This window comes from Aliikangiella litoralis (assembly GCF_052495765.1).
The window spans coordinates 890,454-913,395 of sequence record NZ_CP199292.1; the positions used below are offsets into that span (position 1 = coordinate 890,454).

A 22,942-nucleotide genomic window follows, 5' to 3' on the forward strand; every position below is an offset into this window, starting at 1 on the left:
ATTTTGATCTGGTTACTTTGAATAATCATTTATCTGTATATGTTTTTACTTTAGACAGGTTTGTTAATCTAAGAATTATTGTGATTAGTTAAGGTAAGCAAAATGGAACCATTAAAAGCAGATTGGCAAAAAATTGATTCTTATTTAAAAGTATTTTCTCAAATTACACGAAATTTTTTATCTGAATTAGATGAAAAAAATGTTGCTGAAATTGGTTCTCAATTGAAGCAACAACCTGTCTCTTCAAACGGCAAAGGGTTTAACCAAGCTCTTGAGTTTTTTTGTGATCATATAGTACCGCAACTTTCTGCTGGTCGAGGTCCTCGCTATTGGGGATTTGTAACTGGCGGCGCAACACCTGTGGCAACATTTGCAGATTGGTTAGTCAGTACTTTTGACCAAAACTTATCGAGTGATGGTGACTCTATTGCTACCGAAGTTGAACGTCAGACTTTACGCTGGTTATGTCAATTATTTGATTTACCGGATACCTTTGATGGTATTGTCACTACTGGTGCAACAGCTTCTAATTTTCTCGGTGCTTTATGTGCTAGGCAGTTTGCAGGATTACAACAAAATATTAATGTTGCTAAGCAAGGTGCTTATGGGTTAGATGTCGATATATTTTCTACCACACCTCATTCCAGTATGATAAAAAGCCTTGGTATGGCTGGTTTAGGGCAAAATAGTGTTAAACTTGTTGATGCTTTACCTAACTCAGAAGCGATGGATGTTGAGCATTTAACACAAATGCTAGAGCAATCTTCTGCACCCGGCAAAATTATTATTGCTAGTGTTGGCACGGTGACGGCTACTGATTTTGATGATTTGGTTACAATTTCATTATTGTCGAAAAAGCATAATGCATGGTTACATGTTGACGCTGCTTTTGGCATGTTTGAAAGACTAATAACAGGCAATGAAACGAAAAGTAAGGGAATTGAAAGTGCTGATTCTATTACACTTGATAGCCACAAGTGGCTAAATGTTCCCTATGAAAGTGGTGTTTTCTTAACTCGCCATCTTAATATATTGTTTGATAATTGTAATGTTCCAGCCCCTTATTTAACTTCAAATGTTGAAAAGCCAGACTTTATGTCTTTAGGGGTCGAGAATTCTCGTCGTTTTAGGGCTTTACCAGTTTGGATGACCTTATTGGTTTATGGTAAACAGGGGATTGCTAGCTGGATACAAAGCAACGTAAATTTAGCCAAACGATTTGCTCAAAAAATTAATGAATCATCTGAATATGAGCTTATTCTGCCGTGTCAGTTAAATGTAGTACTGTTTCGCCCCAATTGCAGCGGTTTATCACAACCCGATGCAGATGAAAAAACTAGCAACTTTCTTCGAATGATTAATCAGGATGGTCGACTTTTTTTAAGTCCTGGAAAGTGGCAAGGTAAACGTATTATTCGTGCGGCTTTTAGTAACTGGGAAACTCAGAAAGAAGATGTTAATATGGCTATGGATTGTCTCTGTGATATAGTAAAAAATTACTCAGATTCTTTATAACTTTATTGAGAGATAGTTTAGTATGCATCATTCAAAAATAGTAACAAGCAACCAATCTGGTCTGCATGAAAAATTGAATGATGTTGTCATTAAACATATTGAAAATCACTATCGAAAGCCATATAGACAACATAATCTGGATGCATTTCTGGTTTTGCAGAGTAAAGTGAATGAGCATACTGGAAAAGAGTTAATACTTGATTCGTGTTGTGGTACAGCTATGAGCTCAATAACCTTTGCGAAACAAAATCCCAACTGTTTTGTTGTTGGGATTGATCAGTCTCATGTGCGTTTAAATAAAAATGGTATTGAAAATAGAGTGCCAGATAATTGTTTGTTGCTCAGAGCTAATTGCGAAGATATTTGGCGGCTTTGTGTTCAGCATGAAATTATTTTTGATAAACATTTTATTTTATATCCTAACCCGTGGCCTAAATCAATTCATTTAATTAGACGTTGGCATGGACACCCTATTTTCCCCTACTTACTTTCATTATCTAAAACAATAATACTAAGAAGTAATTGGCGTGTGTATCTAGAAGAGTTTAGTCAGGCATGGTTTTTATTGTCTGGAAGAAAATTTAAGCCTAATCAAGTCAGTATCGATAAGGCTATTACTTTGTTTGAAAAAAAATATAATAATAGTCAACAGATAATTTATGAGCTGAAAATAAATTAGCATACCTGGTTGTATGCTTATTTTAATCGTTCAATAGCTATTGTTGGTTTAATTCCGAAGTGATTATCAAAAATTGAAGACTGTTTGATGTTAACCCTAAAAAATAACTGACCAGTAAGTCGTTAAAATTGAAAGACTGCCCTAGCTCAAAATTAATTGTGTTAGCTAAAAAACTATTCTTGTCAGTGTTTTTTCGCAGTATTAATAACTTGAATTTCCATGATGAATAGTTGCCTGATTTATGTGTGAAGTAATATGAATTCAAGTTGACTAAGATAGTGTTGACTTAAATAAAATGGTTTTTCTGTTAATTTTCTATTTGTGGTTATTGAAAGTAATATTTTAAAAATAGATGAGAACTCACTATTTAATCAGTTCTGGATATTCTTTCATAAACTTTATCCAGGCTTTTTCTAAGTCTGTAGTCGCTTCAATTTTACCTTTGGTTACTTGAATAAATTGTTCTTGTTTGGGGTGAGTCGGAGGAATTTTTCCGAGACTTAGTCCTGCTAAATATTTTCCTACTGATTGAATAAAATAGCGAACTATTGGAGGATATTCATTATTTAGGGGAATATTATAACCACCTTGAAAAAGAAGTTTTAAGTGGGATTCTGGAAATATACTTTTAACCTGACTGATTTGTTTATGAATATACTGAATAACCTCTTGATCTTTCAATATCCCTGTATGTGTACTATTAAAACCAAACTGTTTATTTGATTGTTGTTGGGCTTTAATATTGAGTTGACTTAATAAATCAACAACGCCGTCACTGTTGTCTCCAAATTTTAATGTGCTATCATTTTGGTAGGCATAAATTAGTTGATGATTAATTGTGTTTGCTAGTGGTTTCCTAAATAAATTATTGATGAATTGATTGTTTGGATTCAAATCACGCCATGCAGGTAATACTATTAGCCCGTGCTTTTCACCCGTTGCCGCTGCTGCATGTCCTCCAAAAGGACTGGCCATAGTAATTAGTAGTTCAACTTTATTTTCATCTGGATGTTGTTCATATTGATTAAGTGCCTCTCTGACAACAAGTCCCCCCATACTATGAGCGATGATAATCATTGGCGTATCATTCTGTGGAATGACTTTTCCGGATAAAAAAATTTGATAAAACAAAGTGGCTAACTGATTAAGATCGCCACCGGAAGGATAATAAAAAAACCAGGGTTTATAACGGTTTCGATCTAAATTCTGGATAATTGGTTCGAATTCTCTAGGACTTCCTGCAATACCATGAACAAAGATTACAGGAATTTTATAGGATAGTTCTTCCTCTAGTGCGTAGAACATTGTTGGAACTTTCTCTAGAAAAGCGGCTGGATCATACATACCTAAAGTCACAGTGCTTTTGTCAAAAATAGGATCGCTTAAATGACGAATTGTTCCCCCTGGGAAAAAAAGTGATTTGTGCAACTCTCTAGCGACAGGAGGTTTTATTGCTTGAACCCAGCTGGGCTGTGTTATTTGATTCAGTTTTATATCAATGTGTGCTAACACATTTTCTGGTGCATATTGATTATTGAGAGTAATTTTTTTATTTCCAACTACTTCATTGGGTTCGAAAAGATTATTTTTATTTTTATCTGCGAAGACTAATAATTGATAGCTCCCTTCCGGCAAGTTGAGACCATAATGTGTATCTGAATTAGCAAAATACATGGTGTCAACTCTTTCATTTGGTTTAAACTTATTTGAATATGCTGCTATTGCCATTGGGTATTGAGCACATTGGCATGATTGGTTAATGATTTTTCCAAGCACATAAAACGTTTTTTTATCTATCATATGCTTTAAATTCATTTGCCCTGGAGTGGCATTATGAATTCGGTTGTATTCCGACTGAATAGATGCGTACTTGAGATAAGTGCATGAACTTAAGGTGATTATGAAAGCAGAGCAAAGAAGTTGTTTTTTCATTTTTAACACCGATCTTCTTTAGATTTTAAAAATATTGAGTTGTATTGACTTTTAGTTAGGAGAAGTATATCAATATAAACTCATAATATTAATACAACGACAAAGCCATAGGGGTTATTCACTGTTACAAAATATTTAAACTGAAGGAGTATGCTAAGTTCAAATTATTGACGACTTAAACATTTATTCTGTTTTAGCTTGTTTTAAATATTTGGCTAATTGCTGTTGTAGTGATTTTGGTATTGACTTTAATGTTAACTCCCCACTTTCTTGGTTAAAAATGATATTTTCTCCCATCATATCAGATGAAAAGCTTATGCTGAGATCTTTTTCTCTACCATAAAAACGGACGAATTTTTTTAAGCTGCTACGATGTGCATAGATTTCTTCTTTAGGCTCTTCTTGCTTATTATTGACAAATTCAACAAAGTGCTCGGGTTCTTTTGAATTTAATTCTTCAGAAAGCTCTTTTATGTTAACCGGGTTACCTTGCATGTCTTGTTCAACACAGTAATCAACAATTTTATTTTTATACTGTTTACTTTCTTCTGGGGTTAAGGTTTGAGCATATTCATCAACAATTGATAAGAATTCATCTGTTTGTTGTTGTAAGTTGACACTTGAAATGAAACCACAAAATTGCAAAAAAGCTTGGGCTAGTTCTTTGTTTCCGCGGCTCGAAATAACTGATAGGTATTGTTGCCAATTCTCTACCTTCCACTGATTAAAATCTAATTTAATTACAAAGCTTAATTTACTGGCATCAATATAATTAACATAATCAATATCCAATTCAGGATCAATCGTTTGGGCTTCTGTGTGGTTTATCCAAAAAATATACAAATGAGACTCTTCTAATAACTCTTCAACCGCAATTAAAATATGTGCGCTGAAACCTTCTTGACTTTCTTCTAATTTAGATTTCAAATGTTCAGCAATATTTTTTGAAACACTTACGAATCCCATCGATTCATTTTCATATTGCTTTAGCCAGCCAGGTAATGGGTTATCGCCTTGTTCAGGATCAAATAGGCCGTATTGTCTTTGTGCACTTCGTTGAAAGCTTTGTTTTAATTGAGTAAATAATGAAACGATAGGGCCTTCAGGTGTATTTTCAGACTCACGAGTTTTAAGATTAATTTCTCCGCTTTCACCTACGCGCTTTAATGAGTGGATAATACAGTTTTTAATTGACATTTGATGTACTTACTCGACTTGAATACTAATCAGTGTTAACCACAATTTTGTAGCTAAGCTATTTTACAAATGGCGATTGTATCTTAATCTGACAAAATGATGCTAGTGATAACTGGGTTATCTCTGGCTTGTTTAAGGTTATTCTTTCAGAAATAAACAGGATCACCGAGTTTAATTGAGCCTGTTGTTCTTGGAATTAGATTCATACCAAATATGATACCATTATCGGTACGGCGATATTGGCTTAGTGTTTTAAGTGGTTCACCATTATCGCTTTTTATACCAGTCTCTGGATCAACTGTTGTTAAAATACAACGGCTACAAGTTTTTACTGCCTCAAAGGTAACATTACCTATTTTTAGGCTTTTCCAGCTATCTTCAGCGTAAGCTGTGCAATTTTCGATCACTAAATTTGGACGAAAACGAGCCATTGATATTGGCTGTTCTAGGCGTGAGTTTAAGTCGTCCAATGATGCTTGTGAAATAACCAATAAAGGGAAGCCATCGGCAAAACTGACATAATCGTTTTCTTGGGAATAAATCGGATCGGTTTTTCTAGGATGTTTGTGAGCGTAATTAACCAGTTGGACTGGAAATCCTAAATATTGGCTAAACCATTGATTAATACTTTGATTGGCTAGATAGCCATGACATAGGTCTTTCCAAATGGTTATTTGAGTAGGCGTTGTTTCAAAGTCCGACGGTTTAACTTTTAATGCTGGCATATTAGGGGCGTTGATTAAGAGTGCGTCGTTACTTTGCTGTGTTTGAATAAGGGCTAGTTGAGGGTATTTACGCTGAGTTATAAACATTTTTTTCTCATCAACCAGCATCATAGTGCGATCGTTTTTTAATCCGAGCACTGTGACTTCTGCTTGATCAAGTTGGATCCTACCCAAAGATTTTACTGGATAGATACTAATATTGCTAAGAGAGGGCTGAGAAATTTGTACCATTAGTTAAAGCTCGATTCGCAAAACGGATTCTTAATTTAGAGAGCAATTGATTTGATTGCAAGCGCTATTAGCGTGCTTGTTCAATAAGGTCAATTGTGTTCAATAAAATGATTAAAACTTTTATAGATATCTACTTTAATTTTGGCGAGATATTTTAAATCTCACTTTGTAATAAAGAACGTATTATTTTATTTATATGCCTCATGTTCTTTAAGTAGAGAGGAATGTGCACACATTAATGAAAGAATGGAGTGTATATAATCCTCCGCTTGCATCATTTGGGTGTCTGACTATTTATCCCAAAAAGGAGAGAAAAATGAATACCAAAATATCTTTAGCATTAATTTTCAGTGGTTTGATTAATTCGGCGACTGCAATGACGACAAGTGAACCTATTCAGCCAGTTAAACCGGCTAAGTTGACAAATAAGCCTTTAGTAGAGTTAGGCAAAAAACTTTATTTTGATCCTAGACTCTCAAAATCAGGGTTTATTTCATGTAATTCCTGTCATAACTTAAGCATGGGGGGAACAGATAATTTAAAAACATCTATAGGGCATAATTGGCAGCAAGGCCCTATTAATTCTCCGACAGTGCTTAACTCTAGTATGAATGTAGCTCAATTTTGGGATGGCCGTGCGGTAGATCTAAAAGAGCAGGCGGGTGGGCCGATCGCTAACCCTAAAGAGATGGGATTCACACATGAACTGGCCGTTGACGTGTTATCTTCTATTCCTGAATATGTGAGCGCTTTTAAGAAAGTATTTAACGAGAGAACAATTGAAATTAATCAAGTTACTCAGGCTATAGCTGAGTTTGAAAAAACTTTAGTAACTCCCAACTCACGTTTTGACCAGTGGTTGTTAGGCAACCAGTCTGCGTTATCTAAAAAAGAACTGCAAGGATATCAGTTGTTTAAAGAGAGTGGCTGTGTGACTTGTCATAATGGTCCCGCCGTTGGAGGAAGTTCTTTTCAAAAAATGGGGCTAATAAAGCCCTATATAACTGATAATCCAGCTGTCGGAAGAAGTGCAGTAACGGGCAAGCAAGTGGATAAGTATGTTTTTAAGGTGCCTACTTTGCGTAATGTTGAATTGACTTATCCTTATTTTCACGACGGTAATGTCGATACGCTTGAGCAAGCGGTTGATATTATGGGAGAAATACAGCTTGGAAGAAAGTTTACTGGTGATGAGAATAGTAAAATCGTCGCTTTTTTGAAAACATTGACTGGCGAGCAACCTTTATTTTCAATGCCGATATTACCACCTTCAACGAATAAGACGCCCCGCCCACAACCATTTAATTAGCTATTGAATATTCTTAGCTGGCAACCTCAGATTATGGTTGCTGGCTGAAAGTAGATGGCCTTTGTTGGAGCTATTGTTGCTGGGAGTATGCCTAACCTATTGGTTATTATAAAGTAAGATGAGTTACATCTGGCCTTTTTACTTAGCTGTAAACTTTGTCAAAATACTGATTTTTTGAGTAATAAGGAAACGATAATTTTGGCTAACACAAGTCACCCAATTGGGCTTGTAAAATAGCAATACAAGTTAGTCCGGCTGTTTCTGTTCTTAAAATTCTTGGCCCTAGCCTAATGGCTTGTGAGTTAAGTGTATTAACATGTTGAATATCGGAGTTTGAGAAACCGCCTTCTGGGCCTATGAGTAAGCCAATTTCATGATATTTGGTTTGTTGACTGCCAATACTGTTTAATGATTGAGTCGCTGTTGGTTCAAGATATATCAGCTTTGTGTTTTCTGTTGGGCTCAGCTGCTTTAGGTGAATGGCTTGATTGACTTTAGGTATTTCGCCTCGTCCTGATTGTTCGCATGCGCTAATCGCAATGTTCTGCCAATGCTGTTGTTTTTTGAGTAACCTTTTACCATCGAGTTTAACGTTGCATCTTTCTGTGAAAACGGGCGTAATTTCTTTGACTCCAAGCTCAACAGATTTTTGAATGATTAAGTCCATTTTTTCGCCACGTGCTAATGCTTGATATAGGTGTAATTTTAGTGGTGACTCATTCGCTAGCGCGACCTGTTGTTCTATTTCTACAATGCATTGCTTATTTTCAATTGTCTTAATAGAGGCTATGTAGTCGAAGCCATCTCCATTAAATAAATTGAGTCTTGCACCTACTTTATACCGTAATACCTGTACACAATGATGACTTGCTTCTTTAGGTAGCAAATAGGTTTGGTGGAGAGTAAGTTGATCAGGTGTGTAGAATCGATGGTATCGCATATTAATAACTGAAGACGAGGTAAGTACTTACCTCGTCTTGATAGCCTTGATTAGTAACGATAATGCTCAGGCTTATAAGGGCCTTCTACTTTAACATTGATATAATCAGCTTGTTCTTGAGTTAATACTGTTAATTTGGCGCCAATTTTTTCTAAATGTAGACGGGCAACTTTTTCATCTAAATGCTTAGGAAGAATATAAACTTCATTTTTATACTCATCACCATTTGACCAAAGTTCTATTTGTGCCAGAGTTTGGTTGGTAAAAGAGTTAGACATAACAAAGCTTGGGTGGCCTGTGGCACAACCGAGGTTAACCAGTCGCCCTTCGGCAAGCATGATGATACGCTTGCCATCAGGAAAGATAATGTGATCTACTTGTGGTTTAATATTTTCCCATTCATATTCTTTCAAAGAAGCAACTTGAATTTCATTGTCGAAGTGTCCAATGTTGCAAACAATTGCTTGGTCTTTCATCGCAATCATATGCTCATGTCGGATGATGTCGAAATTACCGGTAGTTGTCACAAAAATATCTGCCTGGTCAACAATGTCTTCAACAGTGACCACCCTAAAGCCTTCCATTGCTGCTTGCAGGGCACAGATGGGGTCAATTTCTGTGATATAGACTGTCGCACCTTGGCCACGCAATGATTGGGCGCAACCTTTACCAACATCTCCGTATCCGCATACCACAGCTATTTTTCCGGCAATCATAACGTCAGTCGCACGTTTGATTCCATCGAGTAGTGATTCACGACAACCGTATAAGTTATCAAATTTAGATTTAGTCACTGAGTCATTAACATTGATTGCTGGAAAAGGAAGCGCACCCTCTGCAGCCATTTGATTCAGCCGCATAACACCTGTAGTCGTTTCTTCAGTTACACCCTGTATATTGGTTGAAAGTCTGCTATAAAGCTCAGGATCTTTGCTTAATTGAGCTTTGATTGATGCATAGAGAAAAGTTTCCTCTTCACTGGTTGGATTTTCTAGAACACTTGCATCTTTGGCTGCTTTTTCGCCTAAAATAACAGCTAAGGTGGCATCTCCACCATCATCTAGAATCATGTTTGCTGTTTCGCCATTTCCCCAATCAAGAATGTTATGCGTGAATTGCCAGTATTCTTCCAAGGTTTCGCCCTTGTAAGCAAATACCGGGATACCTTTTGCTGCTATTGCGGCAGCGGCATGATCTTGAGTAGAGTAGATATTACACGAAGCCCATCGGACTTGAGCTCCCAACTCTATCAAGGTTTCGATGAGAACTGCTGTTTGAATGGTCATATGTAGTGAGCCAGCAATACGGGCACCTTTTAAAGGTTTTTTATCTCCGAATTCTCGACGCATAGCCATTAAACCTGGCATTTCAGTTTCAGCGATGGCGATCTCTTTTCGTCCCCAATCAGCTAAAGATAGATCTTTGACGTAAAAGTCATTATTACTAGACATTGATTCTCTCCAGTTAATTAGAGCGCCCTTAATTTGGTTTATACTAATCTCATCGAGCGTGACAAAATAGCATGATGATTAGCTAATTTGCTGCAGCGCCCCTCAATGATTTAGTTAAAGGCTTACTTATAATAAGCCTTTTGAAAGCTGAAGTTTATATTATAGGTTAGCATCGGCTCTTAAAGCGTCTGCTTTATCTGTTTTTTCCCAAGAGAAATCTGCATCTTCTCTACCAAAATGTCCATATGCTGCAGTTTTACGATAAATAGGGCGGATCAGATCAAGCATTTGTATGATGCCATAGGGGGTAAGATCGAAGTGTTTTTTAACTAAGTCGGCTAATTGTGCTTCCCCAATTTTGGCTGTGCCAAAGGTATTAAGGCTAATACTGGTTGGTTCGGCAACCCCAATTGCATAAGAAACCTGAATTTCACAACGATCCGCCAAGCCCGCAGCAACAATATTTTTCGCAACATAACGACCTGCATAAGCGGCAGAACGATCAACTTTTGATGGATCTTTACCTGAGAAAGCACCACCACCATGGTGTGCTGAGCCACCATAAGTATCAACAATAATTTTTCTTCCTGTTAAGCCGCAATCGCCAACTGGCCCACCAATTACAAAATTACCTGTTGGGTTGATATGGAATCGGGTATCTGCATGAATAAGTTCTGCTGGAAGTATTGGTTTGATGATTAATTCACGTACGGCTTCTTGAATATCATTTTGACTAACATCAGGGTTATGCTGGGTTGAAAGTACAACTGCGTCAATCGCTACTGGCTTGCCATTTTCATAACGGAGAGTCACTTGGCTTTTTGCATCGGGTCTTAACCAAGATAAAGTACCATTCTTGCGAACTTGCGCTTGGCGCTCTACTAATTGGTGAGACCAAGTAATTGCCGCTGGCATAAGAACATCTGTTTCATTCGTTGCATAACCAAACATTAACCCTTGATCTCCAGCACCTTGTTCTTCTCTACTGGTTCTATCAACACCTTGGTTAATATCGGGTGATTGTTTACCAATTGCATTGATTACTGCGCAAGTTTGACCATCAAACCCCATCTCTGAACTCGTATAACCAATATCACAAATGGTAGAACGTACAATGTCTTCTAAGTCAACCCAGGCGCTAGTTGTTACTTCACCTGCAACAATTGCCATACCCGTTTTAACCATCGTTTCAACGGCTACACGGGCGTTATTGTCTTGTTTTATAATTTCGTCTAATACCGCATCAGATATTTGATCGGCAATTTTATCGGGGTGACCTTCTGATACTGACTCAGAAGTAAACAGGGAATACTCAGCCATTAGTGAAAAACCTCATATAACGACTAATCCAATTGCTCATAGTAGTCGATTAGTCTATAGATTATGTAGTGGTATTTTTATGCGACTCAATGCATTTAACCACCGCTAAATAATGCGCAATTGTACAGTTAAAAGCTTACTTTTACACCTTTTTTAGGTTAAATAATTTTTACTTTTTCCAGGTCAGGGAATATCTCATTTTTATAACGCCTGCGTATTGAGATGATTACTCATTTGTTAATCAGTGTATAACACATAATTTAATCTATACTTAAAAGAATTTTGAATATATTTCAAAGGCTTGATAGGATGGAAAGGCTATTATTTGTAGAGGACAGTGCATTGGTTTTAAAAGTTATGCGCCGTCTGGTAAGTGAAGCTAGTGAATTTGAGGCTGACTTTGCCGAAACTTATGCGCAAGCAGAGGCTCTTATTCAGCAAAATGGTCAACAATATTTTTCTGCCGTAGTTGATTTAAATTTACCAGATGCGCCAAAAGGTGAAATCGTGGATTTAACTCTTAAATCTAAAGTTCCAACGCTTGTTTTGACCGCTACTTTCGATGAAAAAAAACGGGACTCGTTATTTCAAAAAGGAATAGTTGATTATGTGGTTAAAGAAAATCGGTATTCTTATGGTTATGCCATGAAGTTGATTAAGAGATTGCAGCGTAATCACACAATTAAAGTTTTAGTGGTTGATGACTCGCTAGTTGCGCGCAAACAATCAGCTAATTTATTAAAAAAATATCAGTTTCAAGTGGTAGAAAGTGACGGAGCTAAAACGGCAATAAAAATGCTAATTGAGCAACCCGATATTAAGTTAGTGATTACTGATTATAATATGCCAGATATTGATGGGTTTGAACTCGTGAAGTTAATTCGTGGTAAATATGATAAACAAGATTTAACTATCATTGGCTTGTCTGGTGAAGGTAATGCATCTTTGTCAGCTAAGTTTATTAAAAATGGAGCGAATGATTTTTTACGTAAGCCCTTTAATCAAGAAGAGTTTTATTGCCGAGTCATGCATAATATTGAGTCTTTAGAAGCAATTGAAATTATTAAAGACTCAGCTAATAGAGATTATTTAACTCATCTTTATAACCGACAATATTTTTATCATATTACTAATCGACAAATAAAATACTGTCAAGAAGAAGCTATTGAGTACTCGCTTGCAGTAATTGAAATTGATGACTTTAAAGAGTTTAATAATATACATAGTGAATATGGTGATTCTGTATTAATTCAATTTGCCAAACAGCTCGATAAGAAGTTTGGAAAGTTTATTACAGCAAGATTAAATAGTAGCCAGCTAGTGGCATTTGTTTGGGGAATGTCTTTGGATGACTGTGAGAATCAAATGAATGAATTTCGAGCTCAAATTAAAAAGCTATCAATTGAAACTGATACAGGGGAAAAACATTTAACCGTTAGTGTTGGTTTAAGCCACTCATCTCAAATGAGTTTACGACGAATGCTTGAAGCTTGCGGTGAGCTTATTAGGCGAGCACAAAATGCGGGCAAAGATTTAGTGCTTTACGATTAAGACGTTATTTTTTATTTAAAAATTTCTGGGGCAACAAAATAATAAGCATGACTGCTGAGTAAACGATTAGTAGTAATGCTGAAATAAAATCATGTTCATAGTCTCTAAAAGCGATGAATGCTAACCTGCAATTATAAATTAAGCTCACGATACTTAGACAGGCGAGTATTTTTTGCATTTTGCTGCTTCTTAATGATAGATAATTAAAAAAGAAGAAGAGGGTGATTGTGCCGTAGATAATATAACCTTCAAATGATAAAGGTTGACTAAAACCTGAACCTGATTCATAGGCATTAAAAATGATTAATACCGCGCCAAATAGTCCAATCCATAAACTTCTTAGTAAGTAGTGATAGTCAGATAACTTGCTGGAAAAATCTGAGTAAATTAAGCGATAATTGCGCATACTTATTTCTCCCGAGGCTTTTAGATAACCCCCCCTTTAATCCCAAAAATTATACCAGTGAATAACAACACTTTTGAAAATAGCATATATTTAAAAGTAATATGATGTAAGTCGGGATTAGAAATGGGGCTCATTTATTACTTTAATGGCAATATTACCTGCTTTTTTATGTGAAGTGAGCCCCAACTTCTGATTCATTATTAGATACAATGAGCTACTTAAGATGAGTTTAATTTTTAATGGCCTTTTTGACTATAATAATCATAATTATATAAGGATATCCTAATGAAGAAGAATGCGCTAATCGTCGACGATTCTCGATTGGCTTGTAAAGTGATGGCCAATATGTTGGAAACTATTGGTATAAAGAGTTTTGCTGTTTACTCAGCAGAAGAAGCTCTGGAGTATCTACAACATAACCAGCCTGATATTATTTTTCTTGATCATACAATGCCTGGTATGGATGGATTAGAAACCATTAAAGTCATTAAAAGTAACCCTTTGACTGCAACTGTTCCTGTCATGATGTATACCGCTAAACAAGGTGATGTATATGTTGGCCAAGCAAGAGCCTTGGGGGCTGTGGACGTTTTACCCAAAGGTTTAGAAAAAGATTATCTTTTTAAAGCTTTAGAAAAATTAGGATTGGTTGAGTTTGAACAGAAAGAGCCTTCTGTACAAGAAGCCGTTGAAAAAACAGAAAAGGTTGTAGAAGTTCCTGTCAAAAAAGTAGAGTATGTCCAAGAAAAGCCCGGTTGGCAGTCATTTTGGCAACAAAAAGCAGAGCCTTATTTAAACCGCCAAAAATCTCAGCATATAGAAGAATTTCAACGATATACTAATTTACAAACCCGCAAATTAACCCGAGAGTTTCATCAGACTTTAGAACACTTTGAGCATGCAATGGTTCATAGAATGGAATCACATGATGAGTTTGTTGAAGCTCGTGAAGAACTGTCTAAGAGCTTTTATAAAAAAGTATCAATTGGAGTTGGGGCAATTAGTTTGTTTCTATTATTTGGTATTTTTTGGCAGTTATGGCAAGTCAATCAGCAAAATACGATTTTGTTGGAGTTCCAAAAAGAAAGTTATGCTTGGCGTGAAAATATAGAAGATCAATTCTTGTTACTTAATGACCGTTTTTCTTCGCTTGAAAGCGCACCTAAAATCAGTAGCCAGCAATCAAATGGTGCTATGGGTTTTAATAATGTGGCCCTGCTAGATGAAAATGGGACAGTTATTTCAGATTTACTTCCTATGGACTTAGAAAAAGGGTTGTTCACAGGTAAGACTGATGCAGGCTACAAGTTTGTGGTTAATTCTCAAGGTGAATTAGGATGGCCATTAGAAAAGCGTTACTACTTAACTGAAACCTGCGAGGGAGATGCCTTCGTTAATTCACCAAGCGGCACTATTTTGAAAGAAGCAAATGGTACACTTTGGTATGTTGATAAACTATCTCCAACGATGTTAATGACGGTTAACTCTCAGCGGACTGAAACTGATGAGTGTGTCCCATTAAAAGGTGAAGTGTTGAATTTAAATCGTTTGTTGGCTAATCAATCTTTAGAGACTGGTATCGATGGGCTGCAAACTACGGAAATCTTTTTTAGTCGTTAGCTAGCTCTTTTTCTAATCGGATTGTTATAGAGACAAGGAAAGTCTCTATGTTAGATACAAATTGTGCTGATTTTGATATCCTTAACCCCTACTCTATACTTAATTTTCAAACTTTTCTCTGATGAAATTCTCAAAACCTCTTGAACCAGTCGTATTAATTAAACGATATAAACGGTTTCTTGCCGATGTTATTCACCCTAAAGTGGGAGAAATGACTGTTCATTGTCCCAATACGGGCTCTATGAAAAATTGCTGGCAACAAGGCTGGAAAGCTTGGGTGTTGGATAGTGAAAATGTAAAACGTAAATACCAGTATACTTGGGTATTATCAGAAAACTTAGCTGGTGAATTGATAGGAGTTAACACTCATTTTGCTAATGAAATAGTTTACGAAGCAATTACCCATGGAAAAATTACTAGTTTAAGTGGTTACAGTGAAATAAAAAAAGAAGTCAAATATGGTGAGGAAAATAGCCGAATCGATATATGGCTGAAAGATCAAAATGATCGTCACACATTTATTGAAGTGAAAAGTGTGACGCTTAAGGAGGACAAGGGGAGGGGGGTTTTTCCGGATGCCGTGACAACACGTGGTCAGAAACATTTAAGAGAATTGATGAGCTGTGTTGAGCAAGGAGGAAGAGCCGTGTTATTTTTTCTCGTTCAGCATACTGGAATTAAGCAAGTTTCTGTTGCCGAGCATATTGATCCCGATTACTCAGGTTTGTTAAAAAAAGCGATTAATTGTGGGGTTGAAGTGATGGTTTATAATACCAAGATATCTTCAGTCGATATTCAATTACATAAAAAGCTACCTTTTCAACCATTTTAATTTCAGCGTTTTATTTTGTGCTTTCTTATTTATTTCGCTACACAGGCTTCAGCGATAAAGTCAGGGCGCTTGAGTTTATTAGACATTAAATAGAGGCCAATCACTACAACTGTTAGAAAGCTGGTTAATTGGTAAAGAGCGGCTCCACTATATTGATCAATCATTATACCGCCAATAACTGGAGCGCTGGCAAACCCTAAAGAGTAAAATGAAGTGGCGCCAAAGTAGCTTCCTCTTAAGTGGGCTGGTGCTAACCTGTCTATCTGAATGTTCATGGTTGGAAATAGTATGGCTTCTCCCAGACTTAAAATAAACATGGCAAAAATCCATATCCAATATCCATCAGTCGGGCTATAAATAAAGATGACTTGAGCAATGAGAAGCAGTAATAAACCGACATAAATTCGTTGATTGATAGACATTTTTATCATCATTTTCAATAATGGAAATTGAAAAATAACAATTGTCATAGAGTTTGTGAAAACCATCGCGGTGATTAATTTTAGTAACTCAGCGGCTTCTGCTTGTGTTAAATATTGAATGAGAGAAGATTCTGAATGAGCATAAACAAACATGACAAGTATGTTAGCGAGAATTAAAACTAAAAATAAATGATCTTGAAGTAATACACCGATAGTTTGTCTAAAGTTTTTTTCACTAAGCTTTTGCCGTTTAAGTAAGTGTACATTTCTGTTAAATCCCCAGTACATGCCTATAGTTAGCAGAAAATAAGCAACGGCCGTTATCGTGAAAGTTTCTTGCTGGGCTGTTAGCCCAAGCCAAATGCCAATTAAAGGGCCAATAGCTGCGCCTGCATTTGTCATAAAATAGCTAATTTGTAGTGCTAGTTCGCGATCCATGGGAGCTGGTAGTAAATCACCTATAAGCGCTTTACTACTTGGATCCCATAAAGCTCGACTCAAAGAACTGAGGGTGATTGCAGCGACATATATCCATAAACTGTTTGCGACAGCCATAGCTAAAAAAGCGACTAGACCAAAGCTACCTCCCACTAGCATAATTGTTCTTCTACCAAATCGATCTGAGAGGTTACCCACATAAACACCTATTAATGAGGAGCCTATCGCTGAGCTACTTAAGATCAACCCAATTTCTGTTGCACCTAAATTAAACTGTTGGTACAAAATGACAGAGAGAAAAGGCCATACCATGAAATAACTACCACGGGTAAAGAAAGTCCCTATTAAATAGAGCCAGATAAGACTAGGGAAATGCTTAATACGAGTTATCAATTTATTCTTCTTCATTGGTATTACACTTGATTGCTATTTGAGTTACAAGTTAGCGCTTTTAATATATAAAGTAAATACTTTATATTATATGGGGTAAATAGCTTATAGCTATTAAGAAGATGAAAGTGAATTAAAACTCACTAGAAAAAGTGAAAAGGGTATATAAATAGATTTACTCAATGCGCTGCTGCTTAGGTTTGTGAATAAGCTCAGAGCTAGGAAGGATATCAAAATTAGTCGCAATATTGGCTTTCCTATATTGCGACTAACTTATTGAATTACATTATAATTTGTCTAACTTATTATTAACCCCAGGCAAGCTGTAATCCATAATCATTATGTATTTGCTTTTCTATTTCTATGATTTCTAAAAAAATATTGAGATCAAACAGTGCACTAGACTCTGTCGAAAATGGTCCATGCAAATCACCCTCTCGTGTTTTGTAGAAAAAGCCACTATCGTTAACAACGAATCGATCAGAGCGTTTATAGAGTGTGGATGGTTGAAGTTCTTCGGTTCGAATATTATACATGGGTATTCAACTCCTTTTGGTTACTCGTCTGACTATTACTATAAAACAGCAACTGGCGTTTGGCTTTAAGAGAAAACGCTTACTCGTGTGAGCCATGTCTCAATTTTTATTGGGTCATTGTTCAATCTCAAAAAGTGAAGACTATCGACTTGTATCTATTTTATAATTTGGTGACTTTATTGGTTAGTTATTAAGATAGTATTAATTCAAACATAGCGAGTTTAACTTTAGCCAGTTGACTGACTCTTGTGCGACTTTATCTGGATTTTCCAAGTGCAAATAATGACCCCCTTGTATTATTATTTTTGTAACATCAGATATTGTATGCATACGTTTATTCATTTGATTTCGAGTAATCATTTGGTCATTACTGAACATCCCTTTATCGCCTTCAATATATAAAAGTGGACAACTAATCTCTGCTAAAAACTGCATAACTTGTTGTTCGTTTAAATCGTACAGCATTGGTAGTTTTACTCTTTTATCTGTAGACCAAACGATTTGTTGTTGCTCGTTAGATAAAGTCCCTCTTTTAACAATATTTTTCATTAAGTGGTTAGGTAAATGACTCGCTTTGGCTCTAGTGCTAATCGCATGTTCCAAATTCATAAATGTATTTTTACGTTTAACTTTATTTCTTTCAACAATACTCATCTTGATATTGTTAAGCATTTTTTCCGGTGAATATACTAATGGGCCTAAAGCTTCAATGCTTATCACATGAGAGACCAATTCAGGGAAAATACTCGCAAAGAGTGCGCAATAGGCACCACCCATTGAATGACCTAGTAAAATAACATGACTTAAGTTTAATTTTTGTATGGCAACATAAATGGTGTCAATAATATCAAGATAATTGAAATAGCCACCTGCGCCTAAATGTTCTGATTTACCATGACCTGGTAAGTCAATAGCAATAAAACGATAGTCAGGCATTAGTGGCCATAAAGTAAAAAATGTAGCGGCATTGTCCAGCCTACCATGAATGGCTAAAATTGTTTGATCACTTTTTTTCTTACCTGAATCGACAATACTACATTTAACACCATGTATATCTATTTTATATTCATTCATCTTTCTATTTATTTATATCTAGTTTGTTTTTATAAAATAAGTTTCTGATTATTTATGTTGAGAACACCACTGCACTGTTATTGCCTCCAAAGCCATAGGCACAAACCAAAATATTATTTATCTCTCCTGCTATAAACTGATTGGTTGAAATGTTGTTTGAGAAATCACACCTTGGATCAATGGACTGATAGTTAGCGGTTGTAGGAATCATTTGTGTTTCTAATATTTTTGCCGCAATAACTGAGGCAAAAGCAGGAGAACCTCCTCCAATATGACCGGTGTGAGATTTTGTTGCACATAATTTTATTTTTTCTAAATGATTACCAAAAACACGTTTTAACATTGCGCCCTCAACCATATCGTTGAGTGGTGTGCCGGTTGCATGGGGGAGTATGGCATCTATTTGAGATGGAGATAGTTGACTATTTCTTAAAGCGTCGCAAACCGCTTTTTCAATCAGTTCTCCCTTTATTCTCGGACGAGTAACATGAAAAGCATCGCAACTTAAACCATGCCCCAGTATTTTTCCATATTTTTTGACACCTCCTCTTTGTTTAAAATGAGAATCGCTTTCTAATAATAAAAAACTTAATCCTTGACCAAACACTGTTCCACCACGTTCTTTATCAAAGGGCCTACAGCACTTTTCATCAAGTGCGCCCATTCGGTTGAAGGCTCCGCGAACTACTCGTCCACCAATTTCAATGCCTCCAACGAGCATGATTTCTTGTTCGCCAGATTGAATCATCTTTATTGCTTCACATATAGCAAATAAACCGGCGGCACAAGCGTTGCTAACACAAATGTTAGGTCCAGTTAGGCCATAATAATTGGCTATGTCTAAACCTGCGTCAAAATGAAAATGCTGTTGGCTTTGGATTATTCGTGAATCTCTATTGGCATCTTCAATGGTTAAAATATTACCCATAGCCGTGCCAATAACTGTACCTGCTTTTGTGTAGTCTTTACTAACAATACCTGCATCTGCAAATAAATCTTTAACACCATATAATGCGTAATTAGATAGCTCACCAAATGACGGCTCTATAACAGGTAACTTATCTAAGTTTTTTAATTTGTAAGCTTGTTTATTAAGTTTGTCATCGGGGCCATTGTATAAGAATATATCTGGTAGACTTTCTTGTTGTTGTAATAATGGCCATGTGTCGTCAATATGATGACCGTAACTACTTATCGAACTGATACCCGTTATTAAAACATTTTTCATTTTTATCAACTATGATATGTAAAGATTAATTGTTATTATTTAGCGGTTATTGATTTTTGCCTAGTAAAGTAATACTTAATAAAAGCTATATCATTTTCTCCTGTCTCATCCATGAAATACATTCTGTCATACTTTTGGTTAATGGTATGATTTTATAGTCGAGTTCTTTTATTGCTTTTTCTGATGAACAGGTTAAATTTGCAACGAGCATTTGTGCGATTTCTGGACTAATGTCTGGACGTTTATTCGTAATATAAGAAGCCCATAAAGAAAGGTAACCTAAAATTTGATAAATCACACTAGGAACTATTTTTTGAGGGACGTTAACCTGAAGTAATTTTCCTGCTAATTGAAAAAAACTGGCGAAACTATGATTTTCTCCACCTAATATATAGTTTTGGCCAGAACGACCTTTATGGAATGCTGATATATGTGCTCTAGCAACTTCATCGGCATCACAAAAAGTGGTTTCTCCAGAAGGAACTCCAGGTAGTTTTCCTTGCATTGTCATTTTTATAGATTTTGACCAGTTGTTGGGATCGTGTGAGCCAAATACATTTGCAGGGTTTAAGATCACAGCATCAATTTGTTTTTCTTTTACCAGTGTCTTAATATAATCTTCAGCAGCTTTTTTACTCAAGCCATAATTAAACCCAATTGCTTCAACATTACCAGGGTGGCTCTCATTGAAGTTAGGGGTGGGAATGCCCCAAGCTGCAATTGAAGAAGTATATATTAAACGAGAAATATTTTTTTCTTTTACTAATTGAATAATATTTTTAGTACCCTCAACATTTACTTTCCATTGCTGTTTGTTTACTTTGCTCCAAAAACCTGTCAGAGACGCCAAATGAAAACAGGCATCTAAATCATTAGGCAAGTCAGCCTTAAACTGTTCCGTATCAAGGATGTCGCCATAAACAAGTTTTACATCAAATTTGGTTAAATAAGTATTTGCTGAATTTTTTCGGGCAAGTGCATAGACTTCCCAGCCTTGTTTTAATAAGTTGTTTATTAAATGATATCCAACTATACCGCTTCCTCCAGTTACAAATGCTTTCATAATGAATTGCCTTTTTCTGCGATCAAAATAGATAAACTATCAACGCCAAATGGTTTTAGTGGAGATAATGATTGGACATTTTGATAGGAAGATTTTTCTAGTAGTGTTATCCATTGTTGTTCTGATAGTAATGGATAATTACCTCTTTCATTATAGTCTTCAAAGCTCCACCAACCTTCTGTAGGACCAAATACTATATCAACCCATATGTCAGGCTTGACCATCTCTAATAAAATTAAAATACCATTGTTACTAAGAAATTGACGGAGGTAATCTAATGTCGATGATAGATTCTTTGCGACATGAATAACATTGCAGCAGACGATAACATCATGTTGGTTATTATTTAACTTTTCATCAGTTGATACTTTGTTAATATCAAGGATGGCATAATTTAATGATGGGTAATCTTTAAATTTTCTTTTGGCTCTGACTAAAAAAGCTTTTGATATATCTGTGAATGTGTAGTTAATATCATTTTTTAACTCAGGTAATATGAATTCGGTTGTCCCTCCGGCTCCAGCGCCAACTTCTAAAATATCACGATTATTTTTTGAAAGCTCTTTGATGAGATTCGCAACAGCTTGGTTATAAGTTTTGGCAATTGTACTGTTGCGATAAAAAACTTCAACAGCGGAAATGTCACCATCTTCAAATAAAACACTAATAAAACTTTGTTTACCTTCTAATACGAAAGGTAAATTAAATCCACAGCGTTGTATGACATTGATTTCTTGTTGGTTATTTGGGAAATCACTAATACAGGTGTGGCAGAGACTTTCTATTTCCTTGTCTTCAGGAGGATGTTCTAAAAATAAATAGTCTTTATCTGCTCGAATTAAACCTTTTGATGACAAAAGGTTAAGGTAATGATGAACAAGTTTTGTATAGCTTTCAATAAAGTTAAGATCTTTAATGAAAAAATGTTCACTTTTACTCTTTGTATGAATTAAATAAATTGCTCTATGAATAAATACCAATGCCAATTTATCTAGTTGTTTTCTTAATTCAACCTCTTGCTGAATAGCTGGTTGGTAATCATCAAGATTATTAATAAGTTGGTTAGCTGCTAAATTAATCATTGCATTTTTCCTGAACCGAATTAGTTTGAAGAAAAGATGTATTGCCATGAATGCCTATAGAAACAATCAGTGTAGAATGGTTTTTGGCTATTTGATTGGCTAAATTAAGCAATGGTAGTGCTGTAAGAAACGAATAGTCAAAAAGCTTATTTTCATTAAAAACAATATTAGAGAAATATTTATTTAATACTGTTTTAATGTTACTTATACGCCTTTCCATTATATCATCAACAGCTAATGGCAAGCATACATGTAGTTCTTTATCATGAATGTCGAGTTTGCTGATGATTCTATCGAGTACTTCTTGAGTTTCTATGTCTGTTAATTTGTTGGGCAAAAAACATTGTTGAGCACCTGATATTGTTGCTAAAACGTTTTTACCTCTGTCTTTTATATTGCTATATTTTTCCAATAAAAAGTAACTGGCTCCGCCATGAGGATATTTTATTAATTCTGCTGCTAAAATATCTTCAGGCATATCATCTTCTATTGACCCTGCTAAAACACATTTAGCACATTCCGTTTTTATCGCTTCTACTGAACGAATCAAAGACTCAATACCAGCGGTAAATGGTGTGGTATTAGTAATGTTAAATGCTTTAAAGTTATTTCTAATAGAAATCAAACTTGACGGAATATTAATTGAAAAGTTGGCACACTCAGCCGGTTCTAAAAAATCAGAGCCAAGCGTTAAAATGGTATGATCCATTTGTTTATGAGTTGAATATAAAGCAAAGTTGGTACCGGTAAATACTCCGATATCTGTTTCATCATAGTATTGGTTAAAATCATCTTTGTCTAAGATTGCCTTTATAGTGGCAAGTGCGTATTTAGTTCCCTTGGTAAGGTACTTATGACCTCGGGGCCCCAGATGTTCATCAACATTAAACCAGTCTTGGTTCGCTACTATATTTTGAGAGTCACTTTCGATTGCTTCGAAAGATCGGCAAACTGAATTTAGTACTGCAATTTGGCTAATGGCTATTTCACTCTTTTCCATT

The 22,942-nt window shown here is 35.8% G+C and carries 20 protein-coding genes; 6 read left to right on the forward strand and 14 right to left on the reverse strand.

The window, feature by feature from the left end; all coding sequences use genetic code 11:
- Window positions 1–102 precede the first annotated feature (102 nt).
- Both ACT5E3_RS03810 and ACT5E3_RS03815 read left to right on the forward strand, forming a co-directional pair.
- Entirely contained in the window at window positions 103–1,515 is a 1,413-nt protein-coding gene (locus ACT5E3_RS03810; RefSeq protein ID WP_444996982.1) for a pyridoxal phosphate-dependent decarboxylase family protein, read from the forward strand.
- A gap of 22 nt (window positions 1,516–1,537) precedes the next feature.
- On the forward strand, window positions 1,538–2,194 hold the full coding sequence (locus ACT5E3_RS03815) for an SAM-dependent methyltransferase (RefSeq protein ID WP_444996983.1): 657 nt from the start codon (window positions 1,538–1,540) through the stop codon (window positions 2,192–2,194).
- A 363-nt stretch (window positions 2,195–2,557) separates the two neighbouring features.
- Here the strand turns inward: ACT5E3_RS03815 and maoP are convergent, their stop codons facing one another.
- The 3 genes from maoP to ACT5E3_RS03830 all read right to left on the reverse strand — a co-directional run bounded on the left by maoP (window position 2,558) and on the right by ACT5E3_RS03830 (window position 6,279).
- A complete protein-coding gene (gene maoP / locus ACT5E3_RS03820) occupies window positions 2,558–4,126 on the reverse strand; it encodes a DUF413 domain-containing protein (protein WP_444996984.1) in 1,569 nt (522 codons plus the stop codon).
- 183 nt (window positions 4,127–4,309) lie between these two features.
- Window positions 4,310–5,323 carry a nucleoid-associated protein gene (locus tag ACT5E3_RS03825; RefSeq protein ID WP_444996985.1) on the reverse strand — a complete coding sequence of 338 codons (1,014 nt, stop codon included), beginning with the start codon at window positions 5,321–5,323 and terminating at the stop codon, window positions 4,310–4,312.
- 146 nt (window positions 5,324–5,469) lie between these two features.
- Complete coding sequence (locus tag ACT5E3_RS03830; protein ID WP_444996986.1) at window positions 5,470–6,279, reverse strand: MOSC domain-containing protein; 810 nt, start codon at window positions 6,277–6,279, stop codon at window positions 5,470–5,472.
- Window positions 6,280–6,595: 316 nt separating this feature from the next.
- Between ACT5E3_RS03830 and ACT5E3_RS03835 the strand changes: the two genes are divergently transcribed.
- Window positions 6,596–7,588, forward strand: a complete 993-nt coding sequence (locus tag ACT5E3_RS03835; protein WP_444996987.1) for a cytochrome-c peroxidase — start codon at window positions 6,596–6,598, stop codon at window positions 7,586–7,588.
- A gap of 202 nt (window positions 7,589–7,790) precedes the next feature.
- On the opposite strand, the gene ACT5E3_RS03840 is transcribed toward ACT5E3_RS03835, so the two are convergent.
- The 3 genes from ACT5E3_RS03840 to metK form a co-directional block, all read right to left on the reverse strand.
- On the reverse strand, window positions 7,791–8,528 hold the full coding sequence (locus tag ACT5E3_RS03840) for a 16S rRNA (uracil(1498)-N(3))-methyltransferase (protein WP_444996988.1): 738 nt from the start codon (window positions 8,526–8,528) through the stop codon (window positions 7,791–7,793).
- Window positions 8,529–8,578: 50 nt separating this feature from the next.
- Window positions 8,579–9,979 carry an adenosylhomocysteinase gene (gene ahcY / locus ACT5E3_RS03845; RefSeq protein ID WP_444996989.1) on the reverse strand — a complete coding sequence of 467 codons (1,401 nt, stop codon included), beginning with the start codon at window positions 9,977–9,979 and terminating at the stop codon, window positions 8,579–8,581.
- A 159-nt stretch (window positions 9,980–10,138) separates the two neighbouring features.
- Window positions 10,139–11,299 carry a methionine adenosyltransferase gene (gene metK / locus ACT5E3_RS03850; RefSeq protein WP_444996990.1) on the reverse strand — a complete coding sequence of 387 codons (1,161 nt, stop codon included), beginning with the start codon at window positions 11,297–11,299 and terminating at the stop codon, window positions 10,139–10,141.
- 309 nt (window positions 11,300–11,608) lie between these two features.
- Here metK and ACT5E3_RS03855 point away from each other — a divergent pair, with 309 nt between their 5' ends.
- Window positions 11,609–12,850 (forward strand): response regulator, encoded by a 1,242-nt coding sequence (locus tag ACT5E3_RS03855; RefSeq protein WP_444996991.1) that lies wholly within the window; start codon window positions 11,609–11,611, stop codon window positions 12,848–12,850.
- 4 nt (window positions 12,851–12,854) lie between these two features.
- Here ACT5E3_RS03855 and ACT5E3_RS03860 read toward each other — a convergent pair whose 3' ends face one another.
- Window positions 12,855–13,256, reverse strand: a complete 402-nt coding sequence (locus ACT5E3_RS03860; protein ID WP_444996992.1) for a hypothetical protein — start codon at window positions 13,254–13,256, stop codon at window positions 12,855–12,857.
- 285 nt (window positions 13,257–13,541) lie between these two features.
- Between ACT5E3_RS03860 and ACT5E3_RS03865 the strand changes: the two genes are divergently transcribed.
- Both ACT5E3_RS03865 and sfsA read left to right on the forward strand, forming a co-directional pair.
- Window positions 13,542–14,876 (forward strand): response regulator, encoded by a 1,335-nt coding sequence (locus ACT5E3_RS03865; RefSeq protein WP_444996993.1) that lies wholly within the window; start codon window positions 13,542–13,544, stop codon window positions 14,874–14,876.
- 121 nt (window positions 14,877–14,997) lie between these two features.
- Window positions 14,998–15,708, forward strand: coding sequence for a DNA/RNA nuclease SfsA (sfsA, locus tag ACT5E3_RS03870; protein WP_444996994.1), 711 nt, complete (start codon window positions 14,998–15,000; stop codon window positions 15,706–15,708).
- Between the two features lie 29 nt (window positions 15,709–15,737).
- On the opposite strand, the gene ACT5E3_RS03875 is transcribed toward sfsA, so the two are convergent.
- The 7 genes from ACT5E3_RS03875 to ACT5E3_RS03905 all read right to left on the reverse strand — a co-directional run bounded on the left by ACT5E3_RS03875 (window position 15,738) and on the right by ACT5E3_RS03905 (window position 22,941).
- Entirely contained in the window at window positions 15,738–16,976 is a 1,239-nt protein-coding gene (locus ACT5E3_RS03875; protein WP_444996995.1) for an MDR family MFS transporter, read from the reverse strand.
- A gap of 290 nt (window positions 16,977–17,266) precedes the next feature.
- A complete protein-coding gene (locus ACT5E3_RS03880) occupies window positions 17,267–17,494 on the reverse strand; it encodes a DUF6316 family protein (protein WP_444996996.1) in 228 nt (75 codons plus the stop codon).
- A gap of 201 nt (window positions 17,495–17,695) precedes the next feature.
- Window positions 17,696–18,568: an alpha/beta fold hydrolase gene (locus tag ACT5E3_RS03885; protein WP_444996997.1), complete on the reverse strand. Its 873-nt coding sequence runs from the start codon at window positions 18,566–18,568 to the stop codon at window positions 17,696–17,698.
- Between the two features lie 52 nt (window positions 18,569–18,620).
- Entirely contained in the window at window positions 18,621–19,796 is a 1,176-nt protein-coding gene (locus tag ACT5E3_RS03890; protein ID WP_444996998.1) for a beta-ketoacyl-[acyl-carrier-protein] synthase family protein, read from the reverse strand.
- Window positions 19,797–19,881: 85 nt separating this feature from the next.
- Complete coding sequence (locus ACT5E3_RS03895) at window positions 19,882–20,859, reverse strand: NAD-dependent epimerase/dehydratase family protein (RefSeq protein ID WP_444996999.1); 978 nt, start codon at window positions 20,857–20,859, stop codon at window positions 19,882–19,884.
- Complete coding sequence (locus tag ACT5E3_RS03900) at window positions 20,856–21,941, reverse strand: class I SAM-dependent methyltransferase (RefSeq protein ID WP_444997000.1); 1,086 nt, start codon at window positions 21,939–21,941, stop codon at window positions 20,856–20,858. The genes ACT5E3_RS03895 and ACT5E3_RS03900 overlap by 4 nt, the downstream gene beginning before the upstream one ends.
- On the reverse strand, window positions 21,934–22,941 hold the full coding sequence (locus tag ACT5E3_RS03905; protein ID WP_444997001.1) for a beta-ketoacyl synthase N-terminal-like domain-containing protein: 1,008 nt from the start codon (window positions 22,939–22,941) through the stop codon (window positions 21,934–21,936). Before ACT5E3_RS03905 ends, ACT5E3_RS03900 begins: the two co-directional genes overlap by 8 nt.
- Window position 22,942: the final 1 nt, after the last annotated feature.

Bases quoted from the DNA above. Each gene is read 5' to 3' on its own strand.
- maoP (WP_444996984.1), bottom strand. From the start codon at position 4,126: ATGAAAAAACAACTTCTTTGCTCTGCTTTCATAATCACCTTAAGTTCA.
- ahcY (WP_444996989.1), bottom strand. From the start codon at position 9,979: ATGTCTAGTAATAATGACTTTTACGTCAAAGATCTATCTTTAGCTGAT.
- ACT5E3_RS03890 (WP_444996998.1), bottom strand. From the start codon at position 19,796: ATGAAAAATGTTTTAATAACGGGTATCAGTTCGATAAGTAGTTACGGT.
- ACT5E3_RS03815 (WP_444996983.1), top strand. From the start codon at position 1,538: ATGCATCATTCAAAAATAGTAACAAGCAACCAATCTGGTCTGCATGAA.
- ACT5E3_RS03855 (WP_444996991.1), top strand. From the start codon at position 11,609: ATGGAAAGGCTATTATTTGTAGAGGACAGTGCATTGGTTTTAAAAGTT.
- metK (WP_444996990.1), bottom strand. From the start codon at position 11,299: ATGGCTGAGTATTCCCTGTTTACTTCTGAGTCAGTATCAGAAGGTCAC.
- ACT5E3_RS03880 (WP_444996996.1), bottom strand. From the start codon at position 17,494: ATGTATAATATTCGAACCGAAGAACTTCAACCATCCACACTCTATAAA.
- ACT5E3_RS03875 (WP_444996995.1), bottom strand. From the start codon at position 16,976: ATGAAGAAGAATAAATTGATAACTCGTATTAAGCATTTCCCTAGTCTT.
- ACT5E3_RS03835 (WP_444996987.1), top strand. From the start codon at position 6,596: ATGAATACCAAAATATCTTTAGCATTAATTTTCAGTGGTTTGATTAAT.
- ACT5E3_RS03860 (WP_444996992.1), bottom strand. From the start codon at position 13,256: ATGCGCAATTATCGCTTAATTTACTCAGATTTTTCCAGCAAGTTATCT.
- sfsA (WP_444996994.1), top strand. From the start codon at position 14,998: ATGAAATTCTCAAAACCTCTTGAACCAGTCGTATTAATTAAACGATAT.
- ACT5E3_RS03865 (WP_444996993.1), top strand. From the start codon at position 13,542: ATGAAGAAGAATGCGCTAATCGTCGACGATTCTCGATTGGCTTGTAAA.
- ACT5E3_RS03885 (WP_444996997.1), bottom strand. From the start codon at position 18,568: ATGAATGAATATAAAATAGATATACATGGTGTTAAATGTAGTATTGTC.
- ACT5E3_RS03810 (WP_444996982.1), top strand. From the start codon at position 103: ATGGAACCATTAAAAGCAGATTGGCAAAAAATTGATTCTTATTTAAAA.
- ACT5E3_RS03840 (WP_444996988.1), bottom strand. From the start codon at position 8,528: ATGCGATACCATCGATTCTACACACCTGATCAACTTACTCTCCACCAA.
- ACT5E3_RS03830 (WP_444996986.1), bottom strand. From the start codon at position 6,279: ATGGTACAAATTTCTCAGCCCTCTCTTAGCAATATTAGTATCTATCCA.
- ACT5E3_RS03825 (WP_444996985.1), bottom strand. From the start codon at position 5,323: ATGTCAATTAAAAACTGTATTATCCACTCATTAAAGCGCGTAGGTGAA.
- ACT5E3_RS03905 (WP_444997001.1), bottom strand. From the start codon at position 22,941: ATGGAAAAGAGTGAAATAGCCATTAGCCAAATTGCAGTACTAAATTCA.
- ACT5E3_RS03900 (WP_444997000.1), bottom strand. From the start codon at position 21,941: ATGATTAATTTAGCAGCTAACCAACTTATTAATAATCTTGATGATTAC.
- ACT5E3_RS03895 (WP_444996999.1), bottom strand. From the start codon at position 20,859: ATGAAAGCATTTGTAACTGGAGGAAGCGGTATAGTTGGATATCATTTA.